At 72.6% G+C, this 16977-nt stretch carries 14 protein-coding genes; 9 read left to right on the forward strand and 5 right to left on the reverse strand.

All coding sequences use genetic code 11. The features are described from left to right. Positions 1–21 precede the first annotated feature (21 nt). On the forward strand, positions 22–657 hold the full coding sequence (locus ABTZ58_RS02200; RefSeq protein ID WP_351349482.1) for an MBL fold metallo-hydrolase: 636 nt from the start codon (positions 22–24) through the stop codon (positions 655–657). A gap of 52 nt (positions 658–709) precedes the next feature. After that, positions 710–1489 carry an exodeoxyribonuclease III gene (locus ABTZ58_RS02205; RefSeq protein WP_351349484.1) on the forward strand — a complete coding sequence of 260 codons (780 nt, stop codon included), beginning with the start codon at positions 710–712 and terminating at the stop codon, positions 1487–1489. Here the strand turns inward: ABTZ58_RS02205 and ABTZ58_RS02210 are convergent. Then, positions 1486–3252 (reverse strand): SGNH/GDSL hydrolase family protein, encoded by a 1767-nt coding sequence (locus ABTZ58_RS02210; RefSeq protein ID WP_351349486.1) that lies wholly within the window; start codon positions 3250–3252, stop codon positions 1486–1488. The two genes, ABTZ58_RS02205 and ABTZ58_RS02210, sit on opposite strands and share 4 nt — an antisense overlap. Positions 3253–3473: 221 nt before the next feature. On the opposite strand from ABTZ58_RS02210, the gene ABTZ58_RS02215 reads away from it, so the two are divergent. Together ABTZ58_RS02215 and ABTZ58_RS02220 are read left to right on the forward strand one after the other, a co-directional pair. Next, on the forward strand, positions 3474–3881 hold the full coding sequence (locus tag ABTZ58_RS02215) for a DUF6278 family protein (protein ID WP_351349488.1): 408 nt from the start codon (positions 3474–3476) through the stop codon (positions 3879–3881). 140 nt (positions 3882–4021) lie between these two features. Then, entirely contained in the window at positions 4022–4765 is a 744-nt protein-coding gene (locus ABTZ58_RS02220) for an amino acid ABC transporter ATP-binding protein (protein ID WP_351349490.1), read from the forward strand. A gap of 221 nt (positions 4766–4986) precedes the next feature. Here ABTZ58_RS02220 and ABTZ58_RS02225 read toward each other — a convergent pair whose 3' ends face one another. Further along, the gene (locus tag ABTZ58_RS02225; RefSeq protein ID WP_351349492.1) at positions 4987–6555 is read right to left on the reverse strand and encodes a CocE/NonD family hydrolase; all 1569 of its coding nucleotides are present in this window, start codon (positions 6553–6555) and stop codon (positions 4987–4989) included. A gap of 116 nt (positions 6556–6671) precedes the next feature. Continuing rightward, the gene (locus ABTZ58_RS02230; RefSeq protein WP_351349494.1) at positions 6672–7436 is read right to left on the reverse strand and encodes a hypothetical protein; all 765 of its coding nucleotides are present in this window, start codon (positions 7434–7436) and stop codon (positions 6672–6674) included. Between the two features lie 104 nt (positions 7437–7540). Between ABTZ58_RS02230 and ggt the strand changes: the two genes are divergently transcribed. Beyond that, positions 7541–9340 (forward strand): gamma-glutamyltransferase, encoded by a 1800-nt coding sequence (ggt, locus tag ABTZ58_RS02235; protein WP_351349496.1) that lies wholly within the window; start codon positions 7541–7543, stop codon positions 9338–9340. 48 nt (positions 9341–9388) lie between these two features. Here the strand turns inward: ggt and ABTZ58_RS02240 are convergent, their stop codons facing one another. Both ABTZ58_RS02240 and map read right to left on the reverse strand, forming a co-directional pair. Then, on the reverse strand, positions 9389–11911 hold the full coding sequence (locus tag ABTZ58_RS02240; RefSeq protein ID WP_351349498.1) for an ATP-dependent Clp protease ATP-binding subunit: 2523 nt from the start codon (positions 11909–11911) through the stop codon (positions 9389–9391). A 178-nt stretch (positions 11912–12089) separates the two neighbouring features. Further along, positions 12090–12857, reverse strand: coding sequence for a type I methionyl aminopeptidase (gene map, locus ABTZ58_RS02245; RefSeq protein WP_351349500.1), 768 nt, complete (start codon positions 12855–12857; stop codon positions 12090–12092). A gap of 32 nt (positions 12858–12889) precedes the next feature. Here map and ABTZ58_RS02250 point away from each other — a divergent pair, with 32 nt between their 5' ends. From ABTZ58_RS02250 to ABTZ58_RS02265, 4 genes are all read left to right on the forward strand, one after another. Beyond that, positions 12890–13141 carry a helix-turn-helix domain-containing protein gene (locus tag ABTZ58_RS02250; protein ID WP_351349502.1) on the forward strand — a complete coding sequence of 84 codons (252 nt, stop codon included), beginning with the start codon at positions 12890–12892 and terminating at the stop codon, positions 13139–13141. 109 nt (positions 13142–13250) lie between these two features. Continuing rightward, complete coding sequence (locus ABTZ58_RS02255; protein WP_351349504.1) at positions 13251–14669, forward strand: hypothetical protein; 1419 nt, start codon at positions 13251–13253, stop codon at positions 14667–14669. Positions 14670–14839: 170 nt separating this feature from the next. Further along, positions 14840–15682 (forward strand): nitrilase-related carbon-nitrogen hydrolase, encoded by an 843-nt coding sequence (locus ABTZ58_RS02260; RefSeq protein ID WP_351349506.1) that lies wholly within the window; start codon positions 14840–14842, stop codon positions 15680–15682. After that, the gene (locus ABTZ58_RS02265; RefSeq protein WP_351349508.1) at positions 15682–16968 is read left to right on the forward strand and encodes an aspartate aminotransferase family protein; all 1287 of its coding nucleotides are present in this window, start codon (positions 15682–15684) and stop codon (positions 16966–16968) included. The genes ABTZ58_RS02260 and ABTZ58_RS02265 overlap by 1 nt, the downstream gene beginning before the upstream one ends. Positions 16969–16977 lie beyond the last annotated feature (9 nt).

Genomic DNA, 16977 nt, shown 5'->3' on the forward strand with positions numbered 1-16977 from the left:
CGCGGAGGCAGGATGGAGACCATGAAGCTCACGAAGCAGTCACACTCCTGTGTCCGCCTGGAGAAGGCCGGCCGGACCCTCGTCCTCGACCCCGGCGTCTTCACCGAGGAGGACGCCGCGCTCGGCGCGGACGCGATCCTCGTCACCCACGAGCACCCCGACCACTTCGACGAGTCCCGGCTGCGCGCCGCGATGGAGGACAACCCGGCCGCCGAGATCTGGACCCTGCGGTCGGTCGCGGAGAAGCTCTCCTCCGCCTTCCCCGGCCGCGTCCACACCGTGGGCCACGGCGACACCTTCACCGCCGCCGGCTTCGACGTCCAGGTCCACGGGGAGCTGCACGCGGTGATCCACCCGGACATCCCGCGCATCACCAACGTCGGCTACCTCGTCGACGGCGGCAAGGTCTTCCACCCCGGCGACGCCCTCACGGTCCCCGACCAGCCGGTCGAGACGCTGATGCTGCCCGTCATGGCCCCCTGGAGCAAGATCTCGGAGGTCATCGACTACGTCCGCGAGGTGAAGCCGCATCGCGCCTACGACATCCACGACGCCCTCCTCACCGACCTGGCCCGCCCGATCTACGACCGCCAGATCGGGCAGCTCGGCGGCTCGGAACACCTGCGGCTGACCCCCGGCGACTCCGCCGAGATCTAGGCCCGGGCGGCACCCGGCCGCGTCGTCACACCCTCCGGGTAGGTTGTGAGGCATGCGCATCGCGACCTGGAACGTGAACTCGATCACCGCCCGCCTGCCGAGGCTCCTGGCCTGGCTGGAGAGCAGCGGCACGGACGTGCTGTGCCTCCAGGAGGCCAAGGTCGCCGAGGAGCAGTTCCCCGCGGAGCAGCTGCGCGAGCTGGGCTACGAGTCGGCGGTGCACGCCACCGGCCGGTGGAACGGCGTGGCGGTGCTCTCCCGCGTCGGCATCGAGGACGTCGTCAAGGGCCTGCCGGGCGACCCCGGCTTCGACGGCTCGGTGGAGCCCCGTGCCATCTCGGCGACCTGCGGCCCGGTCCGCGTCTGGTCGGTCTACGTGCCGAACGGCCGTGAGGTGGACCACCCCCACTACGCCTACAAGCTGCAGTGGTTCGAGGCACTCAGGGCCGCCGTCGCCGGTGACGCGGCCGGCAGCCGCCCCTTCGCGGTGATGGGCGACTACAACGTGGCGCCGACGGACGACGACGTCTTCGACCCCGCCTTCTTCGAGGGTTCCACGCACGTGACGCCCGCCGAGCGCGCCGCCCTGGCCTCCCTGCGCGAGACGGGCCTGTCGGACGTGGTCCCGCGGCCCCTGAAGTACGAGCACCCGTTCACGTACTGGGACTACCGCCAGCTCTGCTTCCCGAAGAACCGCGGCATGCGCATCGACCTGGTGTACGGCAACCAGCCGTTCGCGCAGGCCGTGAAGGACGCGTACGTGGACCGCGAGGAGCGCAAGGGCAAGGGCGCCTCGGACCACGCCCCGGTCGTCGTCGACCTGGACGTCTAGGGCCTGAGCAGCCGCAGGTCCACCGAGTCCGCCAGGGCCGCCAGTCCCGCGTCGCCCGGATGCAGATGGTCGCCGCTGTCGTAGGCGGGCAGCAGCCGTGACGGCTGCTGCGGGTCCCGGGCGACGGCGTCGAAGTCGAGCACGCCGTCGAAGACCCCGCCGTCCCGGAGCCAAGCGTTCACGGCCCGGCGTTCGGCGTCCACGGCGGCGGTGCACCGCGCCTCGCCCTCGCAGGGCAGGATCGTCGCGGCGAGCATCCGCACCCCCCGGGCGTGCCCGCGCGCCGCGAGTTCCCGCAGGCCCGCGATCACCTGCTCCGCCGAGGTGTCCCACCGCAGGTCGTTGACGCCCTCGAAGACGACCGCCGTCCGCGCCGACGTCTGGGCGAGCACGTCCCGGTCGAACCGGTGCAGGGCGCTCACCCCGGCCGTGTCCGTGGACACCCCGTCACCGGGGTACCGGTCGGTGACCACCCGGTTGCCCGAGACGCCCTGGTTCAGCACGCCGTAGCGCGGGACGGTGCTCTGGCTCAGGAGGCGGCCGGCCAGCACGTCCGGCCAGCGCCGGTTGGCGTCCACCGTCGACTTGTCGCCGTCGGTGATCGAGTCCCCGAGCAGGACCACGGACCCCGGCCCGCCGCCCACGTCGACCCCGGCGAGCAGCGGCCAGCCGGTGATCGCCGAGGTGTACGCCCGCGCCGAGCCGTCCGCCGCGTGGTCGCCGGGCTCACTGACGTACGACCGCTGCTGCGCGAGCCGGTGCACCGGCGCCGCCGCCACCGTGCCGGGCAGGTGGAAGCTCACCAGCAGGTCGCTGCCGGCCGGCACGTCGAAGCCGAGGGGATCGCTGTACGCCTGCGCCCCGGCCGGGATCGCGACGCCCGCCGCCCCGCCGAAGGACAGCGGCACCGGAGTGCCCCGCGCGGCCGCCCCCGAGGCGCGCACGGCCACCGTCGCGCCGCCGATCCGCACGGGCGCGGACGCGAACGTGTTGTCGAACCGGACCCGCACCCGGGGCCCGCCGGCCGAGGCGTGCACCACCAGCCGCAGTGTGCGGTCCGTCCACGGCCCGACGGCGGCGTAGCCGCCCGTGGACGTCGCCCAGCTGCCCGTCCAGCCCGCCGTCCCGGACCGTACCGAGACGGCGAAGACGTGCAGCCCGGCCGCGTCCGGCAAGCGCACCGAGGCGACCGCGCGCCCCGGCGCCAGCGGCACGGTCACGGCGTACAGCCGGGCGCGCTCGGTGAGTTGCCCGCCGGGCGTGTTGACGTGCGGCAGGGCCACGGCCTTCGTGGCGAGCGGCCCGGTGCGCCAGTCGGGCGCGGTCAGCCGGTACGCGGAGCGGGTGCCGTCCGCGTAGACGACCGTGCCCGGGCCGCCCGCCTGCGCGCCGGAGGTGCCCGCCACCAGGAAGGCGAGGGCGTCGCCGCGCCCCGTGACCCGGACGTCCTGCCCCGCGGCGCGGACGTTGTCCGGCTCGCCGGGTTGCCGCTTGGGCCAGGTCAGCCGGGCGCCCTGAAGGGTGAGGGCACGGCCGGGCGTCCAGCCCGCGGCCGTGAGGTCGCGTGCCGACAGGGAGGCCCCTGAGCCGTCGAAGTCGGCCTGCCCGGGCCGGTCGTCGTGGCTGACGGCGATGTTGTCGAACAGCCGCTCAAGCGGCACCGGCGCGGCGCGTCTCCCCTCGGCGGCCTCCGCCGGCACCGCCGGCACCAGCGGCCCGCACAGGGCCAGGACGACCAGGATCCCCCGGACACATCGGCGCACGGCCGACTCCTCCCGCTCATCGAGACACGACGCGACACCACGCAACGCAGGGACGGAACAGAAGGCTCAACGACAGCCGGTACACAAGGCGCACGGTGAAGTTAGGGAGACGCCGGGGACTCGTCAACGAGCGCGGCGCGAACTCGGCGTGAACTCGGCCACCGCCCCCGGTCCGCGCGCCACTGTGGTGCATACGGCGGTACGAATGACACGCTGGAGATATGAACATCCCTTTCCTGGGCCACCGGCGTCAGAAGGTGGGGTTCCCCGATCCGGCGGGCATCGCGGAACTCCTCGCCGAGTGCGAACTGCTCCGCTCCCAGGCGTCCCGGGAGGGTGTCCGGCTGGACGACTCGGCGGCCTCCCTGGAGGCGCTCGACCAGCTCGTCCCGCGCTGGCGGGACGACGAGGAGACGTTGACCTGGCTCGGCAACGACGCCGGGCTCTACCTGGGCACCGTGATCGTGCGGACCGTGCCGGGCGCCGCCTGGGAGATCCGGTCCGACGGGCAGCCCGTCGTGCGGCTCACCTCCGGCCGGGAGTTCGACGTCGTGGACTGCGGCCACGAGTGGGCCGCGCACGGGGTGCCCGAACTGTCCCAGCTGTACGCTGAAGTCGCGGAGTCCTGAGCCCCCGGGCCGGAACCTTTGGCCCAAAGTCCGACGTAAATACGGCTAATGATCGAAAAGTGCGTGTCTCCCGACACATCCGATCATGCCTGGATACGTTGCGGCAACCACCACACAGCTGAGAGTGAGTAGGGCTGAGTATGGCCGTCGATCCGCTGATCGAGCTGCGTGACGTCAACAAGCACTTCGGGGACCTGCACGTCCTGAGGGACATCAACCTCACCGTCGGCCGGGGGGAGGTGGTCGTGGTCATCGGCCCGTCCGGGTCGGGCAAGTCGACGCTGTGCCGGGCGATCAACCGGCTGGAGACCATCGAGTCCGGGCAGATCGTCCTCGACGGGCAGCCGCTGCCGGACGAGGGCAAGCCGCTGGCCCGGGTGCGCGCCGATGTCGGCATGGTCTTCCAGGCGTTCAACCTCTTCGCCCACAAGACCGTCCTGCAGAACCTCTCGCTGGGGCAGGTCAAGGTGCGCGGGCGCAAGAAGGAGGACGCCGACAAGCGCTCCCGGGAACTCCTCGAGCGGGTCGGGGTCGCCGACCAGGCCGACAAGTACCCGGCGCAGCTCTCCGGCGGTCAGCAGCAGCGCGTGGCGATCGCCCGCGCCCTGGCCATGGAGCCCAAGGCGATGCTCTTCGACGAGCCGACCTCGGCCCTCGACCCGGAGATGATCAACGAGGTGCTGGAGGTCATGCGGCAGCTCGCCCGCGACGGCATGACGATGATCGTCGTGACGCACGAGATGGGCTTCGCCCGCTCGGCCGCCAACCGCGTCGTCTTCATGGCGGACGGCCGGATCGTCGAGGACCGCACACCCGACGAGTTCTTCACCAACCCCAGCAGCGACCGCGCCAAGGACTTCCTCTCCAAGATCCTCAAGCACTGAACGGGCGGGCACCGGAAGACCCATCGTGTCGGACCTCGACTACGATGTGCCCTTCATCCCTGTCGGAGAGGGGGACTTCGCCGAAGACCGCCGATCCGTTCGGGGTGAGCAGACCGCCCGCCCGGTCCGCGGGGCGTCACCCGCCGGGCGCGGCCCCCGCGGCACCAGGCCACGGGGGCGGTGGTTCACATCGGCCAGGCCCGTCCGGCGGCAGCCGGAGATCACTGCTCGCGCAGCGGAACCGACACGTACGACGGGTCGTTCGCCGGCGAGGAGAAGGTCAGCTGCGCGCCGGACGGGTTGTGCTCGATGTAGAGCGGGTCGACCGTGTCGACGACCAGGGCGAGGCGATGCCCGGCCGGGACGTCGTAGGCCGTGGAGTACAGCTCCAGGTCGACGCCGAACGGCTTCCCGGGGGTGCGCCCGTGGAAGGTGTACGGCGCGTGGGAGACCAGCTTGCCGAGGCCGAGCGGCCCCACGTCGTACAGGTAGGCGACGAGGGTGCCGCTCTCCTTGGTCGGGGTGAGGGTGGTGTGCAACCCGGCCGTGCCGCGCACCTGTTGGGCCGTGGCGTACTTCTCCGACTGCCACACGGCGGCCCAGCGGCGCGGGAGCAGCGGGATCGAGGCCATCGGGGGCAGCTGGGCCACCTGGTCGAGGATGCTGGACAGGAAGACGACCCCGCCGTCCGCGCCCGAGTTCACGTTGGTGTGGATGGTTTTCGAGCCCGCGAGGGCGATCTTCCGGTCGTTCGCTCCGACCGACTTCCAGTCCGGGTAGCCCTCCTGGCCGCCCGCGGCGCGGGACTTGAGCTGGACCGGCTGCTCGCGGTCGATGCCGTTGTCCACGCCCCGCAGGTGGTGGTCGAACCAGCGCTCAGTGTCCTTCCAGACGTCGTTGGGCAGTCCGAACAGACCGGTCAGCTCGGCGGTGGCGTGGTCTCCGGGCCGCAGCTGCAGCCGCTTGGGGCCGGTCAGCTTCTCGTAGAAGTCGGCGTACTGGTTGGGCGGGAAGATCGAGTCGCCCCAGGCGTTGGCGAGCATGATCGCCGTGCCGTTGTCGTTGATCCGGTCGACGAATGTCGCAGCGGAACGTTTCTTCCCCCAGGCGATGAGTTCCGGCTCCTTCGCCAGGTCGGAGCTGTATAAGTCGTCGAAGACCTGCCGGAGTTCGGCGCCCTGGCGGCCCGTGACGATGCTCGCGCCGTCCAGCAGGGCGGCCGCCTGGACGTGCTGGGTGCGTCCTGGGTAGATCGAGCCGATCAGGTCGGCCCAGCCGCTCAGCGAGGCGACCGCTCTGACGCGCTTGTCGTGCGCGGCGGTGAGCAGGCTGATGCCGGCGCCGTAGGAGACGCCCGCCATGCCGACGCGCCCGGCGTCGGAGGGAGTGTGCGCGAGCGCCCAGTCGATGACCTTCGAGGCGTCGGCGATGTCGGGCGGGCCCGCCACTTCTATCTCGCCGCCCGACTGCCAGAAGCCGCGCACGTTGTAGGTGACGACGACGTACCCGGAGTCGGCGAGCTGCTGGGCCTGGGCGAGGTACTCGATCTGTGGCAGGCCCCAGCTGGTGGGCATGACGAGCAGCGGGTAGCGCCGGGTGCCGTCGGCGCCGGCCGGGGTGACGACGTTGGCCTTGAGGACGGTGCCGCCGTCGCCGCCGATGTCGACGAAGCGGACGGGGTTCGGCGCGGCCTGGGCGGTGGGGGCGATTCCGAGGGCGCTTCCGGCGACCAGGGTCGCCGAGACGGCGCCTACGGCGGTGGTGCGCAGGGCCTTGCGGTGGGGTCCCACGGGTCACTCCTCACTCGTGTCAGTGCAAAGTGACCGAACGGTAACCTCGGTCCCTTACCAGGGGTAACCCGTCAGTAAGTTACGTGCCAGTAACGATTGTTGATCCGTGGAGGACTTCAGGAGGCGCGGTGTGTGTTGCGTGGAGCCGCCCCCGTGGTCGCGGGCGGCGCCGTCTGCGCCGCACGCGTCACGTCCGCCACCAGCTCGACGACGTCCGGTCCGTACGCCTGCGAGTTGATCACCTTCAGCAGCAGCACGAACGAGCTGTTGCCGTACTTGCGGGTCAGCCGCTCGTGGTTGCGGGCGAGGTAACGGGTGGCGGCCTGGTTGGTGATCGACGTCTGGCCGCAGAAGAGGAACACCGGGCGGATGTCGTGGGTGCGGTCCGCGGTGAGGCGGGCCAGCAGCGCGTACTCCTCCCGGCCGTGCTCCACGCGGTAGCGCTCCGCGCCCACCAGGAACGACCCCCGGTCCGGACCCGGTTCGGGGTCCACGTTCACCCGCACGCCCGGCAGCAGCGAGGACAGGTGGGCCGCCATCCGCCGGTTGGACGCCGGGCCGCCGACGCAGAACTCGGTGCGCTCGCCGAAACCCTGACGCGCCGTGTCGTGCGGGAGGATCTGGGCGTGGGCGTTGCAGTCCCTGATCAGCGCGGCGAGTTCGAGCAGCGCGAACACGTCGTAGCGCATCACCGCGAACTCCGGCCCCGCCGCGCCCCGGTTCACCACCAGCAGGGACTCGGAGTTGTCGGGCAGCCCGAAGAACGCCTGCTTGCGGCGCAGCCTGCGTTTGTACAGGTAGGTGCGGGCCACCCAGCCGAGCGCGGCGCTGATGCCCGCCGCTATCACGCCCAGGACGATGTTGCGCACGTCGTCATTCATGGGCGCGCATGGTAGCGGTCCGGGCGGACACGCGTTCAGCGCGTTCCTGACGAGGCCATGGCCATGAATTAAGCTGCGCGCACTGCCTTTGCCTGGAGGTGCGGATGCGTCGCCCTGTCGCACGGAATCTGACGGTCCTGGCGGTCTCGGCCGCCGTGGTGGCTTCGGTGGGGGCGGCGGCGCCACCCGCCGCGCAGAGCCCCGGCGGTGGGAAGACCCCCCTGGCCGTCGGCTACGGCGGCGCGGTCTCCAGCGTCGACCCGGACGCCTCCGCCGCCGGGATCGAGGTCCTCAGGAAGGGTGGCAACGCCGTCGACGCTGCCGTCGCCACGGCCGCGGCCCTCGGTGTCACCGAGCCCTACTCCGCCGGCATCGGCGGGGGCGGCTACTTCGTCTACTACGACGCCCGCTCCCGCACGGTCCGCACCATCGACGGCCGCGAGACCGCCCCCTTGAGCGCCGACGAGAACCTCTTCGTCGAGAACGGCAAGCCCGTCCCCTTCGCCGAGGCCGTCAGCAGCGGTCTGAGCGTGGGCACGCCCGGCACGCCCGCCACCTGGCAGGCGGCCCTCGACCGGTGGGGCAGCAAGCGGCTCGCGAGCGTCCTCAAGCCCGCCGAGCGGCTCGCCCGCGACGGCTTCACGGTCGACGAGACCTTCCGCTCGCAGACCGCCTCCAACGAGGCCCGCTTCCGCTACTTCCCGGACACCGCCGAGCTGTTCCTGCCGGGGGGCCGCCTGCCCGTCGTCGGCTCCACCTTCAAGAACCCCGATCTCGCCCGCACGTACGCGGAGTTGGCGCGCAAGGGGGTGGGGGAGCTCTACCACGGCCGGCTCGGGCGGGAGGTCGTCGAGACGGTGAACAAGCCGCCGGTGGACCCCGGCTCCGGCTGGAACGCCCGGCCCGGCGACCTGTCCGTCAAGGACCTGGCCGCCTACCGCACCAGGCTCCAGGCGCCCACCCGGACGTCCTACCGCGGCCTCGGCGTCTACTCCATGGCGCCCTCCTCCTCCGGCGGCACGACGGTCGGCGAGGCGCTCAACATCCTGGAGCGGACCGACCTGTCCAAGGCCGACCGGGCGACCTACCTGCACCGGTTCATCGAGGCGAGCCGGATCGCGTTCGCGGACCGGGGGCGCTGGGTGGGCGACCCCGCGTTCGAGGACGTGCCGACGAAGGAGCTGCTGTCGCAGCGGTTCGCCGACGCGCGCGCGTGCCTCATCAAGGACGACGCGGTGCTCACGAGCCCCGTGGCGCCCGGAGATCCGCGCGACCCGAAGGCGTGCGACGCCGGTGGCACGGCCGCTCCCACCACCTACGAGGGCGACAGCACCACGCATCTGACCGTGGCCGACAAGTGGGGGAACGTCGTCTCGTACACCCTCACCATCGAGCAGACGGGCGGCAGCGGGATCACCGTGCCGGGCCGGGGCTTCATCCTCAACAACGAGCTGACCGACTTCTCCTTCACCCCGGCGAACCCCGCCGTGCACGACCCGAACCTGCCCGGGCCGGGCAAGCGGCCGCGGTCCTCGATGGCGCCGACGATCGTGCTCGACCGGCACGACAGGCCCGTGGTGGCGCTGGGCTCGCCGGGCGGGGCGACGATCATCACGACCGTGCTGCAGACGCTCACCGGGTTCCTCGACCGGGGACTGCCGCTGGTCGACGCGATCGCGGCGCCCCGGGCCAGTCAGCGCAACGCCGCGCAGACGGAGCTGGAGCCGGGGCTCGACGGCGACGTGCGGCGGCAGTTGGAGGCGATCGGGCACTCGTTCAAGGCGAACCCGGAGATCGGGGCGGCCACGGGTGTGCAGCGGCTGCCCGGCGGCAAGTGGCTGGCAGCCGCCGAGACCGTGCGGCGGGGCGGAGGATCGGCGATGGTGGTGCGGCCCGCGCGCTGAGTGCCGGGTGCGGGGGTGCGGGGGCTGGTCGCGCGGTTCCCCGCACCCCTAACGGGGCGCCGTACCGAACGCGAGACGGCCGTCCTGCACGTCCACCGTCACCCGGCCGCCCTCCGCGACCCTGCCGTCCAGCAACAGGCGTGACAGTTCGTTGTCGACCTCGCGCTGGATGGTGCGGCGCAGGGGGCGGGCGCCGTACTCCGGCTGGTAGCCGTGGTCGGCCAGCCACTCCACCGCGCGGTCGGTGAAGTCGACCGTGACGCCCTTGCTCCGGACCAGCGAGCGGGTGCGGTCCAGCAGCAGGTCGGTGATCCGGCGCAACTGCTGGGTGGTGAGCTGGCGGAAGACGACGATCTCGTCGATGCGGTTGAGGAACTCCGGGCGGAAGTGCTCCCGCAGGGGACGCAGGATCTGCTCGCGGCGGGCCTCCTCGTCCGCGTCGGCGCCGCCCGAGGCGAAGCCCACGGACCCGCCGCGGCGGGTGATCGCCTCGGAGCCGAGGTTGCTGGTCATGACGATGACCGTGTTGGTGAAGTCCACCGTGCGGCCCTGCGAGTCGGTCAGGCGGCCGTCGTCGAGGACCTGGAGCAGGATGTTGAAGATGTCCGGGTGGGCCTTCTCCACCTCGTCCAGCAGGAGCAGCGAGTACGGGTGGCGGCGGACGACCTCGGTGAGCTGACCCGCCTCCTCGTGGCCGACGTACCCGGGCGGGGCGCCGACCAGCCGGCTGACGGTGTGGCGCTCCTGGTACTCGCTCATGTCGAGGCGGACCATGCGGTCCTCGCTGCCGAACAGGGCCTCCGCGAGGGCCCGGGCCAGCTCGGTCTTGCCGACGCCCGTCGGGCCCAGGAAGAGGAAGCTGCCGATCGGGCGGTCGGGGGCCGCGAGCCCGGCGCGGGAGCGCAGGACCGCGTCGGCGACGACCCGGACGGCCTCGTCCTGGCCGACGACCCGCTCGTGCAGATGCTCCTCCAGGCCCAGCAGGCGGTCCTTCTCCTCCTGCGTGAGGCTGCTGACCGGGATGCCCGTCTGCCGGGACACCACCTCGGCGATCGCCTCGGCGCCGACCACCAGGTCCTGGCCCTCGTCGACCTCGCCGTCGCCGCCGGCCTCGGTGATCCGCTGCTTCACGTCCAGGATCCGGTCGCGCAACTGGGTGGCCTGCTCGTACCTCTCGTCCGCGACCGCCTGGTCCTTGTCCCGGACCAGCTGCTCCAGCTCCCGCTCCAGGGCCCGCACGTCCGTGCCCTTGGTGCGCGCCCGCAGCCGCACCCGGGCACCGGCCTGGTCGATCAGGTCGATCGCCTTGTCGGGCAGGCGGCGGTCGGTGAGATAGCGGTCGGACAGCTCCACGGCCGCCACCAGCGCCTCGTCGGTGTAACGGACCTGGTGGTGGGCCTCGTAGCGGTCCTGCAGCCCGCGCAGGATCTCGATCGCGTCGGCCGGGGTCGGCTCCGGCACCATGATGGGCTGGAAGCGGCGGGCCAGCGCCGCGTCCTTCTCGATCCGGCGGTACTCCTCCAGCGTCGTGGCGCCCACGATGTGCAGCTCGCCGCGGGCGAGGGCGGGCTTGAGGATGTTGCCCGCGTCCATGGAACTGCCGTCGCCGCCACCGGCACCGGCGCCCACGACCGTGTGCAGCTCGTCGATGAAGATGATCAGCTGCTCGGAGTGGGCGCGGATCTCCCCGACGATGTTGTTCATCCGCTCCTCGAAGTCACCCCGGTAGCGGGTGCCCGCGACCACGCCCGTCAGGTCCAGGGCGACCACCCGGCGCCCGGCCAGCACGTCCGGCACGTCCCCCTCGGAGATGCGCTGGGCCAGGCCCTCCACGATGGCGGTCTTGCCGACGCCCGCGTCACCGATCAGCACGGGGTTGTTCTTGCCGCGCCGGGAGAGCACCTCGACGGTCTGCTCGATCTCCTCGTCCCGGCCGATCACCGGGTCGATCCGGCCCTGCCGGGCCAGCTCGGTGAGGTCGCGGCCGTACTTGTCGAGCGTCGGCGTGTTCGTCGCGCGCGGCCGCTCGGCCTGCGGTGCCTCCGGCGCCTCGGGCGGGCCGGAGGGCGCGAAGCGGGCCGCGTTGAGGATGTGCCCGGCGGCCGAGTCCGGGTTCGAGGCCAGGGCGCTGAGCACGTGCTCCGGGCCGATGTAGCCGTAGCCGCGGGCCCGGGCCATGTCGTGCGCGTCCAGCAGGGCCCGCTTGGCGGCCGGGGTGAGGGAGAGCGCGGTCGGCGGCGGCGCGTCGTCCGGGGAGTGCTGGGCCGGGCCCGAGCGTTCGTCGATCTGGGAGGCCAGCGAGTCCGGGTTCGCGCCGGCCTTGCTGAGCAGGGTCCGGGTGGGCTCGGTGGAGAGCGCCGCCCGCAGCAGGTGTTGCGTGTCGAGGTCCCGGCTGCCGTGCTCGGCGGCGTACTGGGCGGCGCCGCGGACGAGCTCCCGGGCCGGCTGACTGAGCAGCCGGCCCAGGTCGATCTGCCGGGGACCGGGGCGCGGTCCGCCGAAGAAGCGTGCGAGGAATTCTCCGAAGGGATCCGAGCCGTAGCCCTCCGGGCTGCTGAAGCCGCTGCTCATGGGCCTTCCGTTCCCGGCGTCCCCGGCGCCCGGGCGGGGGACGCCCTCGCTGGTCGACGTGCCGGGGTCGGGTAACCCGGGTGGCAGCCCGTTACACCTGGGGCGCGCTCGTAGAACACCTTCGCACGATCGCCGACGACGGGCACCTCCGGCACATACCCGGGCGAACCCGGCGGTGTCAGCGTGCGGTCAGGATCCTCGGGCCCGAATCGGTGATCGCCACCGTGTGCTCGGCGTGGGCCGCGCGGGAGCCGTCGTTCGTCTTCAGGGTCCAGCCGTCGGGGGCCGCGTGGTAGTCGTCCGTGCCGCCCGCGACGACCATGGGCTCGATCGCCAGTACCATGCCGTGCCGCAGCCGCATGCCGCGCCCCGGGCGCCCCTCGTTCGGCACCCCCGGGTCCTCGTGCATCCGGCGGCCGATGCCGTGGCCGCCGAAGCCGTCGGGGATGCCGTAGCCGGCTCCGCGGCAGACGGTGCCGATCGCGTGGGCGATGTCGCCGATGCGGTTGCCGACGACGGCCGCCTCGATGCCGGCCGCGAGGGCCCGCTCGGCGGTCTCGATCAGGCGCAGATCGGCCTCGCGCGGGGTGCCGACGACGAAGCTCAGCGCGGAGTCGCCGACCCAGCCGCCCAGTTCGGCACCGAAGTCGATGGACACGAGGTCGCCGTCGCGCAGGCGGTAGCGGGTCGGGATGCCGTGCACGATCGCGTCGTTCACCGAGACGCACAGGACGGCGGGGAAAGGGGTCGGCGCGAAGGACGGCCGGTACCCGAGGAAGGGCGAGGTCGCGCCCGCCTCACGCAGTACGTCGTGTGCCACCTCGTCCAGTTCCAGCAGGGAGACGCCCACGTCGGCGGCCTTCTGCGCGGCCGTCAGCGCGCGGGCGACGACCTGTCCCGCCTCGTACATGGCATCGATCGATGTGTCTGTCTTGAGCTCCACCATGCCAATTACTATACCGGTATTAGAATGGGGGCATGGTGCGCACCCCTCTCACCCCCGAAGAGCGCGAACGCGGCGAGCGGCTGGGCAAGCTGCTGCGCGAGGCGCGTGGCGACCGGAGCATGACCGAGGTCGCGGCGAGCGCCGGCATCTCCGCCGAGACCCTCCGCAAGATCGAGACCGGGCGGGCCCCGACCCCGGCCTTCTTCACGGTGGCCGCGCTGGCCGGCGCGCTCGGGCTGTCGATGGACGACCTGGCCGGGCAGTGCGTCCTCGTGCCGCTCTGACCGGCCACGCAGGCGCCTGCTCCGCGGGTGAAAACTCCCCGTAGCACCCCTGTAACACGACTGGTGTTGCCTACGGGGCGGAGTGCTCCGGTCTGGCGGGAGTTGAGCGATGACGGCGGATCGACTCCCGCCCGAGGCGCGGGAGTTCGCGAACTACCTGGACGGTCTCCTGGCGCGCCTCGACCCGTCCGGCGGCTGGTGCGCGGTGTTCTGGCAGCGGGACCCGGAGGGCATGCGGGCCTGCCTCGAAGGGCGCGAGATGCCGCCCTGGGACGTGGTGGAGTCCCTGCTGGGCGACCTGGCCGGGCAGTACGGGCCGGGACACGCCGGCCCGGAGACCGAACACGCCCGCTTCCTGCACGCCGCCGCGCTCGCCGCGTACGACGACCGGCCCGGTGGCCGGGACGCCCTCGGCGATCGCCTCGACGTCATGCTCCGCGAGCAGAAGTACGCGGCGGAACGCCAGGCCGCCCTGGCCCGTCAGCTGGCCTCCGCCACGACCCGCGACCAGGCGGACGCCCTCCGCCTGGACCTGGCCTGGGCCCGCGACGACCACGCACGCGCGACGGCCCGCTGCGCGGAACTGCGTGCGCGGACGGCACGCCTGGACCGGCACGGGCAGAGGGTGTCCGTCGACCCGGCCGCCGCGAACCTCTTCGGGGCTCCGGCCACTGCCTCCGGTCCCGCTGCTCCCACCCCTGCCCCTGCCACCGCCCCGCCCCCTGTCACCACCTCCGCCGCACCCACCTCGGCCACCACCTCCCCGCCCCGGCCCGTCGCCCCCGAACCCCGCAAGCGCCGGCGTGGCGGTGCGCGATTCGCCGGGGTCGTGGACGAGGACGTCGTGCCCGTGGTCGTGCCTCCGGCCGCTGCCGTGCCGGTGCTGCCCGTGCCCGATGCCCCGGGCTCCGGGCGTTCGCCCCGGGGTGCCCGATTCGCCGGGGCCGCCGAGGAGGCGGTGAGGGAGCGCCCGGCTCCGGAGGACCTCACCGCCGGGGACGCCGACCGGGACGACGTGGCCAGGGCCGTGGAGACGCTGGCGCGGCTGCGGGGCGAGGGGCGAAGTGGCGAGGCGCACGCCCTGCTGGTCGAGGCCGCCGCCTGGGGGCCGGCCCGGTTCCCGCTGCTCGCCGAGCTGCTGCACCGCGCCGGGCTGGACGCCGACTGGCAGACCCTGCTCTGGGAGGCCGCCTCGCTGCCGGCCGAGCGGCTGGTCGCCGCCGCCGACGCCCTGGCTGCGGCCGGGCGCGCGGGCGACGCGCGGCAGATGCTCCGGCAGGGCGTCGCCCGCCCGCCCGGCGAGATCGGCCGGGCCGTCCTCGGGCTGGTCGACGAGGGGCGCCGGCGTGAGGTGCGCGTGCTCCTCGACGCCTACGTCGCGGCCCGCACCCCCGAGGAGGCCGCCCGCAGCGCCGCGCCCGACCCGCGGCGCCTCGTACCGCTCCTGCTTCAGGCCGCCGCGGGCGTGTCGGACGAGCGCCGCTGGGATCTCGTGCACGCGCTCCGGGTCGCCGGACACCCCGCCTGACCGGCGACGCCGTGGCCCCGGCGACTCACCCACCGGAGTGCGAATCGCGCGCTGCCCCGCGGGTTGGCGACGATGGTCTTGGCAAGCCCCGGCAGGAGGCTTACGTTCGTGGCTCTACGGCTCGCTTCTACGGGCGTAGAGGCGCAGACGTCGCGTCGAAGGAGCAGCTCATGGCCAACGTCGTACGTGCCGCTCTGGTCCAGGCCACCTGGACCGGCGACACCGAGTCCATGGTGGCGAAACACGAGGAGCACGCCCGCGAGGCGGCCCGCCGGGGCGCGAAGATCATCGGGTTCCAGGAGGTCTTCAACAGCCCCTACTTCTGTCAGGTCGAGGAACCGGAGCACTACCGCTGGGCCGAGCCCGTCCCCGACGGGCCGACCGTGCGGCGCATGCGGGCGCTCGCCCGCGAGACCGGCATGGTGATCGTCGCGCCGGTGTTCGAGGCCGAGCAGCCCGGCTTCTACTACAACACCGCGGCCGTGATCGACGCCGACGGCAGCTACCTCGGCAAGTACCGCAAGCACCACATCCCGCAGCTGAAGGGCTTCCGCGAGAAGTACTACTTCAAGCCCGGCAACCTCGGCTGGCCCGTCTTCGACACCGCCGTCGGCAAGGTCGGCGTCTACATCTGCTACGACCGCCACTTCCCGGAGGGCTGGCGCGAACTCGGCCTGGCCGGAGCCCAGCTGGTCTACAACCCCTCCGCCACGCACCGGAGCCTGTCCGCCCACCTGTGGCGGCTGGAGCAGCCCGCGGCGGCCGTCGCCAACGGCTACTACATCGCCGCGATCAACCGTGTCGGACAGGAGGAGTACGGCGACAACGACTTCTACGGCACGAGCTACTTCGTCGACCCGCGCGGGCAGTTCGTGGGGGACGTCGCCAGCGACAGCAAGGAGGAGCTCGTGGTCCGGGACGTCGACCTCGACCTGATCGAGGAGGTGCGGCAGACGTGGGCCTTCTACCGCGACCGCCGCCCCGACGCCTACGAAGGGCTGGTGCGGCCGTGATGACCCACGACCTGCTGGGCCGCCACCGGGCCGTGCTCCCCGACTGGCTCGCCCTCTACTACGAGGAGCCGATCGAGATCACCCACGGCGAGGGCCGCCACGTCTGGGACTCCGAGGGCAACCGCTACCTCGACTTCTTCGGCGGCATCCTCACCACCATGACCGCGCACGCGCTGCCCGAGGTGACCAAGGCGGTGAGCGAGCAGGCCGGGCGGATCATCCACTCCTCGACCCTCTACCTCAACCGCCCGATGGTCGAACTGGCCGAGCGTGTCGCCCAGTTGAGCGGCATCCCGGACGCCCGGGTCTTCTTCACCACCTCCGGCACCGAGGCCAACGACACCGCCCTGCTGCTCGCCACGACGTACCGGCGCAGCAACACCGTCCTGGCCATGCGCAACAGCTACCACGGCCGCTCCTTCAGCTCGGTGGGCATCACCGGCAACCGCGGCTGGTCCCCGACCTCGCTGTCCCCGCTGCAGACGCTGTACGTGCACGGCGGAGTGCGCACCCGCGGCCCGTACGCCGAGCTGAACGACGGCGACTTCATCGCGGCCTGCGTGGACGACCTGATCGACCTGCTGGGCCACACCCGTGCGCCGGCCGCGCTGATCGCCGAGCCCATCCAGGGCGTCGGCGGCTTCACCTCCCCGCCGGACGGGCTCTACGCCGCCTTCCGCGAGGTGCTGCACGAGCGCGGCATCCTCTGGATCGCCGACGAGGTGCAGACCGGCTGGGGCCGCACCGGCGAGCACTTCTGGGGCTGGCAGGCCCACGGGCAGCACGGGCCGCCGGACATCATGACCTTCGCCAAGGGCATCGGCAACGGCATGTCCATCGGCGGGGTCGTCGCCCGCGCCGAGATCATGAACTGCCTGGACTCCAACAGCATCTCGACCTTCGGCGGCACCCAGATCACCATGGCGGCGGGCCTCGCCAACCTGAACTACCTGCTGGAACACGACCTCCAGGGAAACGCCCGGCGCGTGGGCGGACTGCTCATCGAACGGCTGCGGGCCGCCGCCGCCCAGGTCCCGGCCGTCCGGGAGGTCCGCGGCCGCGGCCTCATGATCGGCATCGAGATCACCAGACCGGGCACCGACGAGGCCGATCCGGCGACCGCTGCGGCCGTCCTGGAGGCGGCCCGCGAGGGCGGCCTGCTGATCGGCAAGGGCGGCGGCCACAACACCAGCTCCCTGCGTGTGGCCCCGCCCCTGTCCCTCAACGTCGCGGAGGCCGAGGAGGGTGCCGCGATCCTCGAGAACGCTCTGCGGAGCATCACGTAGCGGTGGACC

The organism is Streptomyces sp. NPDC094143, from assembly GCF_040303825.1.
GTDB lineage: Bacteria > Actinomycetota > Actinomycetes > Streptomycetales > Streptomycetaceae > Streptomyces.